The organism is Leuconostoc citreum (assembly GCF_007954785.1).
In the GTDB taxonomy this organism is placed as follows: domain Bacteria; phylum Bacillota; class Bacilli; order Lactobacillales; family Lactobacillaceae; genus Leuconostoc; species Leuconostoc citreum.
The window spans coordinates 1,167,007-1,182,117 of record NZ_CP042410.1 but is presented as its reverse complement, the minus strand read 5'-3'; the positions used below and the strand labels follow the sequence as shown (position 1 = coordinate 1,182,117).

The following is a 15,111-nucleotide window of genomic DNA, read 5'->3' as shown; positions in this document are numbered from 1 at the left end:
CGCGCTATGTGGTTTAAATATTAATTAGCGAGGCATCGTATGATCTATCGCTGAGCGCAGTAGATAAAGTTAGTATTAAGTGAGAAAAGAGGCATATATGACACATACTGTTGTACTAATGGGGACACCGCAATTTGCAGTACCAATTTTAGAAGCATTAGTGGCGGATGACAATTATGATGTCTTAGCCGTCGTAACACAACCGGATCGTCCACAGGGCCGTAAACATATTTTGACACCAAGTCCAGTTAAAGTTGCCGCTTTAGCTCACAAATTGCCTGTGCTACAACCTGAAAAAATTGCCGGTTCAAGTGAAATGGCGCAAATTATTAACTGGCAACCGGATTTTATTATTACAGCAGCCTTTGGGCAATTCTTGCCAACTAAATTACTAGCGGCAGCTCAGATAGCGGCTGTTAATACGCATGCTTCCTTATTACCGAAATATCGTGGTGGTGCACCAGTACACTACGCTATTATGAATGGCGATAATGAAACAGGTGTTTCGATTATGTATATGGTGAAAGAAATGGATGCGGGGGATGTTATTGATGTTGTCAAAGTACCAATAACGTCAACTGATAATGTTGGCACAATGTTTGACAAGTTAAGTCTTGCTGGACGTGATTTATTGCTAGCAACATTACCTAAAATAGTGGCAGGTAATATTTCACCTGTTAAACAAGCGATTGACGATGTGACTTTTTCACCCAATATTCCACATGATAAGCAAAACTTGAATTTTGAAGTTGAAACGGCAAAACAGCTTGATTGGCATGTGCGAGGTCTCTATCCAACACATCCTGCTTATGTTCAAGTTGCTGGTCAAAGAATAAAAATTACTCAGGTTCAACCACTTGACGAAACAACCACGCAGCCAGCAGGCTATGTTGTTGAGAAAAATAAAAAAGAATTAAAAATAGCCGCTGCCAATCATACGGTGTTGCGGGTGCTAAGATTACAACCAGCTGGAAAATCAGAAATGCCGATTCAAGCCTATCTCAATGGTGCTGGCAAAGCATATGTTGTAGGCCAGCCATGGGCGGAGAAAATTAAAAATGAGCGATAAACGCGTATACAGTAATAACCCTCGTGTTTTGGCAGTACAGACACTAGCCAAAATTAAAAACGGTGCATACTCTAATCTACAACTAAATCAAGTCATTAAAAAACATGCGCTGAATGACTCAGATAAGCGCCTTTTAACAACTTTAGTCTATGGTGTCATTCAGCATCGCCTCACATTTGATTACTGGTTAACGTCGTTTATTAAGCAAAAAAAGATTGAACCATGGGTGCGAGAATTACTTTATACAGCACTGTTTCAGTTACAATATTTAGATAAAATACCGCAACATGCGATTTTTAATGAATCAATTGAAGTAGCTAAGACACTTGGTCATATTGGTACAGCAAAGTTTGTTACTGCCATTCTGCATAATATTAGTCGACAAGGGTTGCCAGATATTAATGCAATCCAAAACCCTATTCAACGTTTGTCTGTCGAGGCTAGTTTGCCCGTCTGGTTAATTGAAACGCTAGTTGAACAAAACGGCGAAGCAAAGACACGTCAAATAATTGGCTCAATTAATGACGCTCCTGCCCAAGCAATTCGGGTCAATACGGTACTTTCAACTGACGAAGCGGTAGAGCAAGCACTGTTAGATGAGCATTTTACTTTTGTGAAATCTAAGGTTGCTGATCATGCTTATGTTGTTACTGGTGGGCACGTAGCAGGGTCAAAGGCCTATCAAGATGGCCTATTGACGTTGCAAGATGAAAGTGCCATGTTACCTGTTGAGGCTTTACAAATTACAACGCAGGTTAAGACTGTTTTGGATGCAGCAGCTGCACCTGGTGGCAAAACAACACAAATTGCACAGTATATTGCTGACGATGCAACAATTACAGCACTCGATATTCATGCACATAAGATTCGCCTAATTGAGGCTAATGCTAAGCGACTACATGTGTCAGACAAAATAACAGCGCAAGTTTTAGATGCGCGCCAAACTGCCAACCAATTGACAACAAAGTTTGATCGTATTTTGGTCGATGCGCCTTGTTCCGGTTTTGGTTTATTGCGTCGTAAGCCAGAAATTCGCTATGATAAAACATTAGAAGATGTTATGAATTTAGCAAGCTTACAAGGGGAGATTTTGGATTCAGTTAGCCAAAATGTTGCCGACAATGGTATGATAGTTTACAGCACATGCACCATTTTACGACAAGAAAATGATGATGTGATTGCACGCTTTTTATCAAAACACACTGATTTCGAATTGGTACCAACAATGACAAACAAAGCCTTGAAATCAAACCGACAGGAAACAGTATTACATATTTATCCTAATGATTATCATACAGATGGCTTTTTTGTCGCTACACTCAAAAAGAAAACAGTTCAGTAAATAGTATGTATTAAAAAGATAAGGTAGTTTATGCAAATCGCATTTCACACTGATTCGGGAATTAAACGACAAGAGAATCAAGATTACGTTGGGGCTTTTACAAATCAAGTTAATCGTGTCATGGTTATGGTAGCTGATGGGGTTACTTCAACTGAAGGGGGCGATGTTGCAAGCGCTATGGCTGTTGAGCATTTTGGTCATGCTTGGGAACAAACGACATGTAATAGCATGCTAGCAATTAGTACTTGGCTAAAAGAGACAGCAGTCTATGTCAATGATGTTATTTTAGCAGCTAGTCAACGTTATGAAGACTTGAATAGGATGGCAACCACCTTAGTTTTGGCCGTTATTTTTGATGACCAGATAATAATTGGTAATCTCGGTGACTCTAAAGCATTCTTACTACACAAAAATAGATTAAAACAAATTTCTTTTGATCATAATTTAAGAAATGAATTGTTACGAGCAGGGACAATTACCAAAAAAGCGGCAGAGGAACTGCCAAATGGTGATAGTGTCACGCGCTTTCTTGGTGTTGATGATCAGACAAATATTGAGATAGATCAACATCCATTTTTGCAAAAAGATATGCTCTTTTTAACTTCAGATGGTATTACTAAAGTATTAAGCAATACCAACATTAAACGCATTATGCAAGAAAAAATATCGCTTGATTTGCGTGCAAAAAAATTAATTGCGTCCGCCAATCAGCAAGGCGCACCAGACAATGTCACTGCACTACTTGTTAGCCGTGATGACGAAAAGGATACAAACTAACTATGTTACCAGATACAGTGATAGACAATCGTTATAAAATTATCAAGTCGCTTGGTGGCGGGGGCATGGCCAATGTTTACTTGGCTTATGATAAGTTTCTTAATCGCCACGTGACATTTAAAATGATGCGATTGGATATGAAAGACGATACCAATCTGGCTAAGCGTTTTAAACGTGAAGCAATTGCTGCAACAGAGCTTGTGCATGATAATATTGTGCAAGTCTATGATACTGGTGAATATGAAGGGACACAGTATTTGGTGATGGAATATGTTGAGGGGATGGATTTAAAAACATTCATTACCGATAATTTTCCAATTCCTTATCAGCAAGTCGTTGACATTATGACACAGATTTTAAGTGCCGTTCAAGCCGCCCACGCTGCTGATATTATTCATCGTGACCTTAAACCACAAAATATTCTAATCAATGATGCTGGGCAGGTCAAAATTACTGATTTTGGTATAGCTGTTGCTAAGTCACTGCAAAATATGACGCAAACCAATACAGTTATTGGCTCAGTTCACTATTTGTCACCCGAACAGACACGTGGTGGCATGGCTTCTACTAAGTCAGATATTTATGCACTTGGCGTCATGCTTTATGAGATGCTGACTAAACAAGTCCCGTATGAAGGCGATACACCTGTCGCTGTTGCGATGAAACATGCTACAGAAGACATGCCTTCTGTGCGCGATTTTGATCCACGTATCCCACAGGCACTTGAAAATGTCATACTCAAAGCAACAGCCAAACGACCACAAGATCGTTATAGCAGTGCAGCTGCGATGTCAGATGATTTGAGTACGGCACTATCACCAAGAAGATCTGATGAAGAACGATTTGCGCCGATGTCTGAAACCACTGATGAGACACGAATCATACCGATGGCGCAAATTCAGGATCAATTAAAAACTGGTGTTTCGTCCGATAAATCCTTACCTGATGACGCGCCAGAAGAGCCATCGATTAAAGATGCGATTATCGAGCATGGTAAAAAGGGATATGCGGTTAAAAGTATTGCTAAAATGGTTGATCGCACCCCAAGTTATGTCCGTCAAGTATTGAAAGAAAATGGCATTAAATTTCGTAAAGCGCCAAAATGGCCGTGGGCCATTTTGGGCGTAGTCATCTTGGGCACATTGGTTGTGATGTTTTTAAATTATCAATCCAGTAAATTGGTCGTGCCTGATGTAACCAATCTGACGCAGGATAGTGCAACGAACAAATTGCAGAAAGCTGGTTTGACAGTGGGCAGTGTCAGTTCAACGACTTCAACGACAGTTGATAAGGGAAATGTGGTTAGAACAAGTCCTAAGAGCGGATCAGAAGCCAAAAAGGGCGATACCATTAACCTCATTATTTCTTCTGGTCGTGCTAAAGTACGTTTTGGTGACTATGTTGGCTCAGATTATGCGATGACAGCAGCACAATTAAGAGCACAGGGCTATACGGTGAATAAACAGGATAGCGCATCTGATGATGTGGCTGAAGGTAAGATTATGTCACAATCTGTTGATGCCGACGGAAAAGTTGATCCGACATCAACGACAGTTGTGTTTACCGTTTCAACTGGTGCAGCTAAAGTCACAGTACCAGATTTTACAAATAAAGCAACACAACAACAAGTGCAAGACTGGGCGTCACAACACGATATTGTTGTGAATTTCAACACGCAGTACGATGGCACAACTAAAAAAGATTACGTCATTAGCCAATCAATTCGCGGTGGCTCTAATATTACAAAAGATATGGTTTTGCTGGTAACAATCTCTCGTGGCCCACAAACAGATAGTAGTTCGTCGTCTAGTGTTAGTTCATCATCAAGTAGTAGTGACGCATCAAAAAGTAGCTCTAGTTCAGCAAGTAGTAGTGACAGCAGTCATAAAAACTAGTATATCGTTAATGAAAGTCGATTAATATCGGCTTTTTTTGTTACAATAAATATATGGAAAAAGGACGCATTATTCGCTCGTTGAGCGGTTATTATGATATAGAAACAGACAAAGGTAAAATTCAGCGTACGCGGGCGCGTGGGGAATTTAGAAAATCAGGTCAAAAGCCAATTGTGGGTGACTTCGTTGATTTCGAAAGTGAGAATGATGACGGGTTAATTTGGAAAATTTATCCGCGCATCAACGCTTTAGTGAGGCCGCCAATTGCAAATATTGATATTGCTGTGATTGTCACTGCGCTAAAAGAGCCAAATTTTGCTGCGAATTTATTGGACAGACAATTGGTGGCTTTAGAAGCTGCACATGTAAAGCCGGTCATTTATTTTTCAAAAGCTGATTTGTTAACTGACGAGGCTTACGCGGCAATAACAACAATTGCTGAGGACTATCGTCAAATTGGGTATACTGTTCTTTTGCCAGCAAGCAACAATAATGTTGTTGCACGTCAAGCGCTACAAAGCCTTTTGGACGGGCGAGTATCAGTATTTATGGGGCAGACTGGCGCTGGAAAATCGACCCTACTCAACCAATTATCGCCTAAATTAGGTTTAGAGACCGGTATCGTTTCAAAAGCACTGAGCCGTGGTAAACATACTACGCGTCAAGTTACGCTAATTAAAGTTAACGATGCCTTAATTGCTGATACGCCTGGATTTTCATCATACGAGGTATTTGATTTTCCAGCGGAGGCATTAGATGACTACTTTCCAGAATTTGTGGCGGTACGCGATGGCTGTCGTTTTCGTGGTTGCTTACATTTAAATGAGCCTGCTTGTGCTGTGAAAGAAGCCGTCTCTCTTGGCGCAATACCCGAATCACGGTATAATAGTTACAAGGCGTTCTACGAATTAATCAAATCGCAAAAGCCAAAATACAAAACAGATAATCGGAATTTTTAGGAAGAAGGAAACAATAATGTCAGGAATTATTTCACCATCGATTTTGAGCGCGGACTATACTAATTTAGAACGTGATGTTAAGTTAGTTGAAAAGGCCGGTGCTGAATACTTACATATTGATGTCATGGATGGTAGTTTTGTACCTTCAATTTCTTATGGACCAAATTGGGTCAAACAATTACGCCCAGAAACAGATATGATATTGGACGTTCATTTGATGGTTATCAATCCTGAAAAAATTGTTGATGCGTTTGCCGATGCTGGTGCAAATATTATTGGTGTCCATGTTGAGGCGACAGCACATATTCATCGTGCCCTACAAATGATTAAAAATAAAGGGGTTAAGGCTGAGGTTGTAATTAATCCTGGGACACCAGTAACCGCGATTGAACCTGTTTTAGACATGGTTGACCAAGTCCTTGTAATGACGGTTAATCCAGGATTTGGTGGACAAAAGTTTTTGCCATCAACAATTAAAAAGATTGCACAATTAAAAGCGTTGAAAGATGCTATGGGTTATCAATTTGATATAGAAATTGATGGTGGCGTCAATAATGAAACTATTACAGCTGCCTATGAAGCAGGGGCAAATGTTTTTGTAGCCGGTTCATATGTTTATGATAAAGTTGATCCAGCTGCTAAAATTGCAACATTGAAAGCGTTGACAGATTAATGCAAATTAATATCTTGGCGGGTGGTCCCAAGACATTATGGCCAGATAATTTATTTGAAACATCAGGCGACTGGATAGGTGCTGATAGAGGGGCGTGGTGGTTATATCAACACGGTATTCCCATGCAAATGGCAGTGGGGGATTTTGACTCACTGACACCCAGTGAGTATCAAGAATTAACGACTCATCTATCTGCGCATAAGATTGTTCGTGTCAAGGCGGAAAAAGATGAAACGGATACTGAATTAGCATTACTATATGCACAAAAAAAACGACCTGATCACATTACGGTTTTTGGTGCAACAGGTGGCCGTATCGATCACTTGCTGAGTAATCTTTGGCTAATGGCTAACCCAGTATTTAAGGATATCGTTGACAGAGTTACTTTTGTTGATCGCGTGAATCATATAGCCTATGCATTGCCAGGAAATGTTACAGTACATCGGCAACCGGCAATCAAATATCTCGGATTCATGCCTTTAAATCAAGTTGAAAATTTTCATATAATAGATGCTAAGTATCCATTGAGATTAACGAGCAACATCGCCAAAATGTGGTCTTCCAATGAATTTTTAGAAGACACGGTTCATATTAGCTTTGACACAGGCATAATCATGATAACGCAGACAAAAGACTGATATAATCAATAAAGAACAATGTAAGGATTAATAGGAGGTAACAAATATGGTAGTTAAAGCAATTACAGACGCCGAATTTAAGGAAGACACAGCTAAGGGTGTTAGTATTACTGATTTTTGGGCTACTTGGTGTGGCCCATGTCGTATGCAATCACCAGTCTTGGAAGCACTGTCTGAAGAAACAGAACATGTTAATTTTGTTAAGATGGACGTTGATCAGAACCCGGAAACACCTTCTGCATTTAGTATTCGTGCAATCCCAACACTATTAGTACAAAAAGATGGTGAAGTTGTTGAACGCCTAACTGGCTTTCATACAAAAGATCAGTTGGCCAAAGTTTTGGCAAAATACACAAATTAACTTGCCAAAGTATTTAAAATCTGGTAAAATTTACTAATGTTGTAGAAAGAGCTTTTTAAAACTAATGGCTCGAAAAGGAGGGTCGAACATGGCAAAGGATGCTATTACAGGCGCACGCACACGTTTTGGTAACCAACGTTCACACGCGTTGAATTCAAGTCGTCGTAGCTGGAAGCCAAACTTGCAAAAAGTGACTGTTAAGATTAACGGTGCTGCCGCAAAGAAAGTTTACTTGACAGCGCGTACTTTGAAGGCCGGGTTGAAGAACGGTTCTATCGAACGCGTTTAATCAATTATTGTAATTTATTGCAATGACTTGCTTAAGATAAGCATAGTTGACATAAAACGACCACCTTACTGGTGGTTTTTTTATGTTAAAATAGTAGCAGTAAACCTTTAAGGAGGAAATGCAATAATACACTAAATAGTCAGCGTATTATTGTTTTGAATATTATGGCAATCAAAATCAAAGCTAAAAATGGTGACATTACAATTGAAAACGATGTTATCGCAACAATAGTTGGTGGATCGGCCATTGAGAATCCAGGTGTTGTGGGCATGGCATCTAAAGCCGCTTTTCGTGATGGTATGAATCAAATTTTAAATCGTGAAAATTACGCTAAGGGTGTTGTTGTTCATCAAGGAGGCAGCGGGGTTAGTGTTGACGTGTATTTAGTTGCACAGTATGGCACTAAATTATCAGAAATTTCGAAATCGGTTCAAGGAAAAGTGAGATATAATCTTGATGCGCTCTTGGGCATTCACGCAGCTGAAGTTAACGTGATTGTTCAAGGCGTGCGTGTCACAGACTAGGAGTGTCATGAGTAAAATAACAGTGATTACCAATGTTGAGTTTGGTAAAATGATTAATGCGGCTTCAGCTGCGCTTGCGGCTAATGCTGCAAAAATTAACAAATTAAATGTTTTTCCGGTACCAGATGGTGATACTGGTACGAATATGAGCTTATCGATGGCAAGTGGTGCACAGTATGAGCGTGATGCGTTAGATACACATATCGGGGCATTGGCGAAGGCGACCTCAAAGGGCTTGCTTATGGGTGCCCGTGGTAATTCAGGTGTTATTCTGTCACAAATTTTTCGTGGGTTTGCTACTTCAGTTGAAAATAAAGAGACATTAACCGCGCGCGACTTAGCTGATGCATTGATGTCTGGTGCACAAATTGCCTATAAATCAGTGATGAAGCCGACAGAAGGGACAATCCTAACGGTTATTCGTGAAGCTGCTGCAAAAGCTAATCAAGTAGCTAATGAATCAGACGATATTGTTGTTTTGATGCGTGCAGTAGACGAAGCAGCTCAAGTAGCTTTAGCATCGACACCTGACCTATTGCCTGTATTAAAAGAAGTTGGGGTTGTGGATTCTGGTGGGCAGGGCCTTGTTTTTGTTTTGAATGCTTTCTACCAAGTTTTAAGTGGCGAATTTAACGAAGATGAGCTCAAAACGCCTGATAATGCTGAGTTAGACCAAATGGTCAAAGAACTTCATGCTGGGGCTCAAGCAAATGTTAATCTTGATCCTAATGATATTGCCTATGGCTACTGTACTGAAGTTATGGTACAAATTGGCAAAGGGACGACCTATGATCATGAGTTTGATTACGACACATTTTATAATCATTTAGCTGAATTAGGTGACTCACTTCTGGTTATCAACGATGACGAGATTGTGAAGGTACACGTTCATACTGAAAACCCTGGTGAAGTTATTAGTTGGGGCACGCATTTTGGCTCACTTGTTAAAGTGAAAGTTGATAATATGCGTGACCAACAACAGGCCGTGATTGATGCGCAACGTGCTGAAGAAGTCCAAGTCGCTAAAATAGCGATGACGCAAAAACAAGTTGATACAGCTGTTATTACTATTGCTGCCGGCGATGGTATTGCAGCGTTGTTTAAAAGTTTAGGTGTCCAAACTGTGATATCTGGCGGACAAACTATGAATCCAGCAACGTCAGACCTCGTGGATGCTATCAATGCCAGTGATGCTAAACAAGTTATTATTTTGCCTAACAATTCAAATATTTTTATGGCTGCAGAACAAGCCGTTGATTTGGTGGACATTCCTGCACAAGTAGTGAAAACGCGGACTATTCAACAAGGCCTAACAGCAATGATGGGTTATAATCCAGAAGCTAAGTTGGATGATAATGTACGTGAGATGGCAGCTATGATGACTGAGGTTAAGTCTTTACAGGTCACACAAGCTGTACGCGATACCATGTTAGACGGTGTCGAGATTCATCATGGTGATTGGATGGGTATTATCGATGGTGATATTGCTGTTGTGTCTAAGAAATTACAGGATACAGCCATTGAATCAGTTGCCAAAATGTTGGATTCAGATTCAGAAATAGTAACAATTATCGTTGGTGAAGGCACTAAATTAAAAGATGCTGATAGATTAAAAAAAGCCATTGAGGCACTTGATGATGACCTAGAAATCGAAGTTCATGAAGGGAAGCAACCTTTGTATCCATTTTTGATTTCAGTTGAATAAATGAAACATGACAAAAAGGAAGTCGCAGATCATCTGCGACTTCCTTTTTGTCATGTTATTAGAACCAGCCTAATGCGTTGGCAGCGGCATAAAAAATACCACCAACCATTAAGACGACCATAAACCATGACATGACAAGTGTCATCTTTTCAATGCGTGTTCGTGATTTCTGTTCGTACTTGGGCATACGATGTTGATTCAGCTTTGCATCAATTTCGGCTTGTAATTTTGCGTTACCAGCTGATTGATTCATTTTTTCTGCCATAATTCACCTCGACATTATTTTCAAAGGTAAGTTTAACATAGTTTTAGCTCGGCATGCAATAATATCCTATATATCGCGTTAGGTTAGCTTTTGAAACTTGTTTTTTAAAGCGGGTTCAGGTATGGTTATTAGGATAAAGAAATAAATGAGGTAAAGTAATGCATTGGTGGACTTGGCCAATTTTGGCAATCGGGTTAATAATTCTAACAATTGTTATTTGTCGTTGGTTGCGTATACCGCAACGATACCGTATACAAGTGATTGATATTTTGGTTGTGCCGATGTGGTATATTGTGCATGAAACTATGGGTTCGCGTTTTGGTACAAGTTATGTATTATGGTTTTTACTCATTTGGTGGTTTGTGGGTGCTATATTGGCTTGGTTCTTGATGTCTAATGGCTGGTCTTTTAGAAGTTTTTGGCGTAAATATTGGGTATGGACTGGTTTATTAGCCTGTGTGTTATTAATCATTGTGACAATATTGGGTTTTGTATACCACTAATCCCCACTTATAAAAAGCACTGTTATCTATTAGATAACAGTGCTTTTTAGTGTCTTGAAATTTACTAAAATATGACAAATTGATAATTAGGTGGAGGGAAATGGGGAAATGTGGTAAATTAATAGTATAGAATTTTTAATGGAGGTGGTCCCGATGTTCATGGGCGAATATTCACATACGCTCGATGTCAAGGGGCGACTTATAATTCCGGCGAAATTTCGAAACCAATTAGGCGAAAAATTTATCGTAACACGTTGGATGGAGCATGCATTACGTGCTATGCCAATGCCTGTTTGGGAAAAATTAGAACAACAACTCAATCAATTACCATTAGGAAAAAAAGAAGCACGTCAATTTAAGCGTTTTGTTATGGCTGGTGCGATGGAAGCTGAAATTGACAAACAGGGACGTATCATTATCCCATCTAATTTAAAAACGTATGCTGGACTGGCAAAAAATGTGATTGTTACAGGATCGGGCGACTCATTTGAAATTTGGAGCGATGAGAATTGGCAATCATATACAGCTGAGACTGCTGAAAATTTTGATGACATTGCCGAAGGACTTGTGGACTTTGATTTCTAAACAAAAGGACGGATGTTAATGGCTGAATTTGAACATGTCACAGTATTATTGCACGAAGCAGTAGCTTTATTAGCTATAAATCCCACTGGCACATATGTTGATGCAACATTGGGCGGTGGTGGCCATACAGGTGAAATATTAAAACAATTGACTACTGGGAAATTGTACAGTTTTGACCAAGATGATACCGCAATTAAGTACAATCAAACGCGTTATGCGGATGAGATTGCTGCAGGTAAATTAATCTTAATACATCAAAATTTTCGACAATTAAAGGTTGCATTAGCAGAACAACATGTAACAGCTGTTGACGGCATTGTTTATGATTTAGGCGTTAGTTCGGTACAATTTGATGATGGTCAACGTGGTTTTAGTTATAACTATGATGCTGAATTAGACATGAGAATGGATCAACGTCAAACGTTAACGGCCAAGACTATTGTTAATGATTGGCCCTTTAATGATATATTGCGTGTCCTGAGTCGCTATGGTGAAGATCGCTTTCCAAAACAGGTGGCACGGAAAATTGAGCAGCATCGTGATAAAGGACCCATCAATACAACATTTGAGCTTGTTGATATTATCAAAGAGGCGATTCCTGCACCGGCCCGTCGTAAGGGCGGACATCCAGCAAAACGCACATTTCAGGCTTTGCGTGTCGCTGTGAATGACGAACTGGGTGCATTAGAGGATTCATTGACGCAAGCGTTAGAGTTGTTAGCACCCAGTGGTCGCATTAGTGTGATTACTTTCCAGTCACTGGAAGATCGGCTTGTTAAACAAATGTTTCGGGAAAAAACAAGTATGCCTGACTTGCCAGCAGGCTTACCAGTATTGCCCGGGCAATTTGAACCAGATTATAAGTTATTAACGCGTAAACCAATTTTGCCAAGTGAAACTGAAATGACTGATAACCATCGGTCAGAATCAGCAAAGTTACGTGGTATTGAACGACAATAAGAGTTAGGAGCTGTCGCATGGCACAGAATGCATATCAATATACAACATCAGCAGAAGCAATTCCCTTTGCACCATCTCAGACACGTGTTAAATATAAGGCAGCACGTTGGACAAGACGTGAACGATTAATGGTGACGTTTGTTTCTGCAGTTATTATGATACTAATGATTGGTGTTGTGTTTTCAAGTATGCAAGCAAATGCGGCACGTACAAACGCAGCAACAATGCAATCAAAAATAGATGCAACAAAAGAATCAAATGATGCCTTGCGTAGCGATATCCAGAGTAAGACAAGCAAGAAAAATCTAGATGAGGTCGCCAAAAAGTATAATATGACGTTATCAAATAATAATGTCAGAAATATTAATCAATAATTATGAGAAATAAAGTGAGACGGATACCAAATAAAAGAGTCACAAAAAATGCCAAGATTTTTGGCGGTGTATTGTTGGGTGCAATGACCATCGTGATTCTTGGACTTGGCGTGCGTCTTTTTATTATTGCTGGTGGTTCAGTTGATGGCCATAACTTAAATGATGCCACACGCCAAGCCTTTATGGCTAAACAGATAGTACCGGCTAGCCGTGGTAAAATTTATGATGCTACTGGGCAAGTTTTGGCCGAAAATACAACAGTTTATGATATGTATGCGGTGTTGGACAAGAAAGCAACGCGTGTGAAAGATGCTAAGACTGGTAAATATGTGGCTGGTTCAGGTCATGTTGTTGATAAAGAAGCAACAGCTGATAAGTTAAGTCAAGTGATTAATATGAGTAAAGAAGATATTTTAAAGCGACTAGATAAAAAAGCTTATCAAGTTGAATTTATCTCAGACAAAGCACAAGCTAGTAAAAACCTTAGCATTGAACAATACAAGAAAATACAGGCGTTTAATTTACCAGGCATTAATTTCACACCACATCCATCACGTGTTTACCCTGAAGACAGTACAGCTTCTCATTTAATTGGTACAATGAAAACAGATGAAGATGCTAAAACAGGTCAACCAACACAATATGGTTTTATGGGAATAGAGGCAGCAGAAAACAGTGTCTTATCTGGTAAAAATGGTGTGAAGAAGTATGATGGCCAGACGGAAAATATACAAGATAGTAAAACAGTTGAAAATGGGCACGACGTCTACTTAACATTGGATTCTGGCCTGCAAAATACCTTAGAGACACGTATGTCAGAATTGTTTGACAAAACAAAGGCTGACTCTGCTGTGGGTGTGTTAATGGAAGCTAAGACAGGTCGCATTGTTGCTGCGACGCAGCGCCCTAATTTTAATGCAAATGACAAGCCGGTGGCGCCCAAGCTTTGGGCGAATTTATTAGATCAAAATCCTTTTGAGCCTGGTTCGACAATGAAAGGCATTACTTTAGCTGCTGCCATTGAAACTGGTAAGTGGCGGCCAGAGGATACCTATCAATCAGGGACGTTGTTGATTGATGGCAAAAAAGTGGTTGATGCGTTTGGTCAAGACCAAGGCATGTTAACCTACCGTGAAGGTTTTTGGCGTTCATCTAACGTCGCCTTTGCACGTGTAGAGCAGCAACTAGGACCGACAGTTTGGCGTAATTATTTGGAAAAGTTTAGATTTTTACAGTCAACAAATTCTGGATTGAATGGCGAGCAATCTGGTGGTATTTCATTTACTTATCCAATTGATCAAGCCAACACGGCCTATGGTCAAGGGATTAGTGTGACACCCCTGCAAATGATACAGGCTTACTCAGCCATTGCTAATAATGGTCAAGAAGTGAAGCCATACTTTGTGGATAAGGTTGTTAATGCTAGTACTGGTGCGGTTATTAAGCAAAATAAAACTGAAAACGTTGCTAAACCTATTAAAGCCAGTACAGCTGAACAAGTACGGCAATATATGATTGATGTTGTCAACCAGCCAACGGGAACGGCAAAAGAATTTGATTTGCGACCTTATGGCTATCAGATTGCTGCTAAGACTGGTACTGCACAAGTGGCTGAGCATGGTCAGTATCTACAAGGGCTAAATAATGCGATTCACTCAGTCATGGTGTTGGCACCTGAAAAAAATCCTAAGTACATTTTTTATTTGGCTGTTAAGCAACCAAAGGTCTTCCCAGATCCAACAATTCAGACAACAATGAATAAGGTTTTTCAGCCATTAATGCTACAAGCTTTAAATGATAGCGATAGTGCGATAAAATCAAAGACAACGAAACAGACTGTACCAAATGTCATGGGGCAGTCAATCAAGCAGGCATCTGATGATTTAACAAAGGCTGGCTTCAGAGTAGCTGTTGTGGGTAGTAACGGAAAAGTGACGGAACAATCGTTGTTACCACAGCAAAAGTCATTAACCAATCAATTAGTGATTCTAACTGCCAAAGGTAACACGCATCTGCCCGATATGACTGGTTGGAGTTTAACTGATGCACAGGCATTTGCTCATGCGGCTGGTTTTGACTTAACTTGGTCTGGGTCGGGATATGTGACAAGACAATTGACCCCCAAAGATCAACTCGTTGTGGGCAATAGCAAGGTTGCAATTGAATTAAAAGAGAAGCAATAGGGAGAGAAA

Annotated in this window: 17 protein-coding genes; 16 read left to right on the top strand and 1 reads right to left on the bottom strand. The window is 39.9% G+C overall.

Annotated elements, in window-relative coordinates:
* Positions 1-97 precede the first annotated feature (97 nt).
* From fmt to FGL72_RS05790, 11 genes are all read left to right on the top strand, one after another.
* Positions 98-1,069, top strand: coding sequence for a methionyl-tRNA formyltransferase (fmt, locus tag FGL72_RS05840; protein ID WP_040176686.1), 972 nt, complete (start codon positions 98-100; stop codon positions 1,067-1,069).
* A complete protein-coding gene (gene rsmB, locus FGL72_RS05835) occupies positions 1,059-2,411 on the top strand; it encodes a 16S rRNA (cytosine(967)-C(5))-methyltransferase RsmB (RefSeq protein WP_040176687.1) in 1,353 nt (450 codons plus the stop codon). The genes fmt and rsmB overlap by 11 nt, the downstream gene beginning before the upstream one ends.
* A 30-nt stretch (positions 2,412-2,441) precedes the next feature.
* Positions 2,442-3,188 (top strand): protein phosphatase 2C domain-containing protein, encoded by a 747-nt coding sequence (locus tag FGL72_RS05830; protein ID WP_004904279.1) that lies wholly within the window; start codon positions 2,442-2,444, stop codon positions 3,186-3,188.
* Between the two features lie 2 nt (positions 3,189-3,190).
* Positions 3,191-5,083, top strand: coding sequence for a Stk1 family PASTA domain-containing Ser/Thr kinase (gene pknB, locus FGL72_RS05825; protein ID WP_004904278.1), 1,893 nt, complete (start codon positions 3,191-3,193; stop codon positions 5,081-5,083).
* A 53-nt stretch (positions 5,084-5,136) separates the two neighbouring features.
* Entirely contained in the window at positions 5,137-6,042 is a 906-nt protein-coding gene (gene rsgA / locus FGL72_RS05820; protein ID WP_085698818.1) for a ribosome small subunit-dependent GTPase A, read from the top strand.
* A gap of 16 nt (positions 6,043-6,058) precedes the next feature.
* Positions 6,059-6,715, top strand: a complete 657-nt coding sequence (rpe, locus tag FGL72_RS05815) for a ribulose-phosphate 3-epimerase (protein WP_085698820.1) — start codon at positions 6,059-6,061, stop codon at positions 6,713-6,715.
* On the top strand, positions 6,715-7,353 hold the full coding sequence (locus tag FGL72_RS05810; protein ID WP_004900514.1) for a thiamine diphosphokinase: 639 nt from the start codon (positions 6,715-6,717) through the stop codon (positions 7,351-7,353). Before rpe ends, FGL72_RS05810 begins: the two co-directional genes overlap by 1 nt.
* Before the next feature lie 46 nt (positions 7,354-7,399).
* A complete protein-coding gene (trxA, locus tag FGL72_RS05805) occupies positions 7,400-7,714 on the top strand; it encodes a thioredoxin (RefSeq protein ID WP_004904273.1) in 315 nt (104 codons plus the stop codon).
* A gap of 88 nt (positions 7,715-7,802) precedes the next feature.
* Complete coding sequence (gene rpmB, locus FGL72_RS05800) at positions 7,803-8,003, top strand: 50S ribosomal protein L28 (RefSeq protein WP_004900506.1); 201 nt, start codon at positions 7,803-7,805, stop codon at positions 8,001-8,003.
* 164 nt (positions 8,004-8,167) lie between these two features.
* A complete protein-coding gene (locus tag FGL72_RS05795) occupies positions 8,168-8,527 on the top strand; it encodes an Asp23/Gls24 family envelope stress response protein (protein ID WP_085698822.1) in 360 nt (119 codons plus the stop codon).
* 7 nt (positions 8,528-8,534) lie between these two features.
* Complete coding sequence (locus FGL72_RS05790; protein ID WP_146992847.1) at positions 8,535-10,232, top strand: DAK2 domain-containing protein; 1,698 nt, start codon at positions 8,535-8,537, stop codon at positions 10,230-10,232.
* Positions 10,233-10,290: 58 nt separating this feature from the next.
* Here FGL72_RS05790 and FGL72_RS05785 read toward each other — a convergent pair whose 3' ends face one another.
* Positions 10,291-10,497, bottom strand: coding sequence for a DUF4044 domain-containing protein (locus FGL72_RS05785; RefSeq protein ID WP_004900498.1), 207 nt, complete (start codon positions 10,495-10,497; stop codon positions 10,291-10,293).
* A 158-nt stretch (positions 10,498-10,655) separates the two neighbouring features.
* On the opposite strand from FGL72_RS05785, the gene FGL72_RS05780 reads away from it, so the two are divergent.
* The 5 genes from FGL72_RS05780 (at position 10,656) to FGL72_RS05760 (ending at position 15,102) form a co-directional block, all read left to right on the top strand.
* On the top strand, positions 10,656-11,000 hold the full coding sequence (locus FGL72_RS05780; RefSeq protein WP_004900496.1) for a hypothetical protein: 345 nt from the start codon (positions 10,656-10,658) through the stop codon (positions 10,998-11,000).
* 153 nt (positions 11,001-11,153) lie between these two features.
* Positions 11,154-11,585 (top strand): division/cell wall cluster transcriptional repressor MraZ, encoded by a 432-nt coding sequence (mraZ, locus tag FGL72_RS05775; RefSeq protein ID WP_004900495.1) that lies wholly within the window; start codon positions 11,154-11,156, stop codon positions 11,583-11,585.
* Positions 11,586-11,603: 18 nt separating this feature from the next.
* A complete protein-coding gene (rsmH, locus tag FGL72_RS05770) occupies positions 11,604-12,545 on the top strand; it encodes a 16S rRNA (cytosine(1402)-N(4))-methyltransferase RsmH (protein WP_012305087.1) in 942 nt (313 codons plus the stop codon).
* A gap of 17 nt (positions 12,546-12,562) precedes the next feature.
* Positions 12,563-12,919, top strand: a complete 357-nt coding sequence (ftsL, locus tag FGL72_RS05765; RefSeq protein ID WP_004900487.1) for a cell division protein FtsL — start codon at positions 12,563-12,565, stop codon at positions 12,917-12,919.
* Between the two features lie 2 nt (positions 12,920-12,921).
* Positions 12,922-15,102, top strand: a complete 2,181-nt coding sequence (locus tag FGL72_RS05760; RefSeq protein WP_004904266.1) for a penicillin-binding transpeptidase domain-containing protein — start codon at positions 12,922-12,924, stop codon at positions 15,100-15,102.
* Positions 15,103-15,111 lie beyond the last annotated feature (9 nt).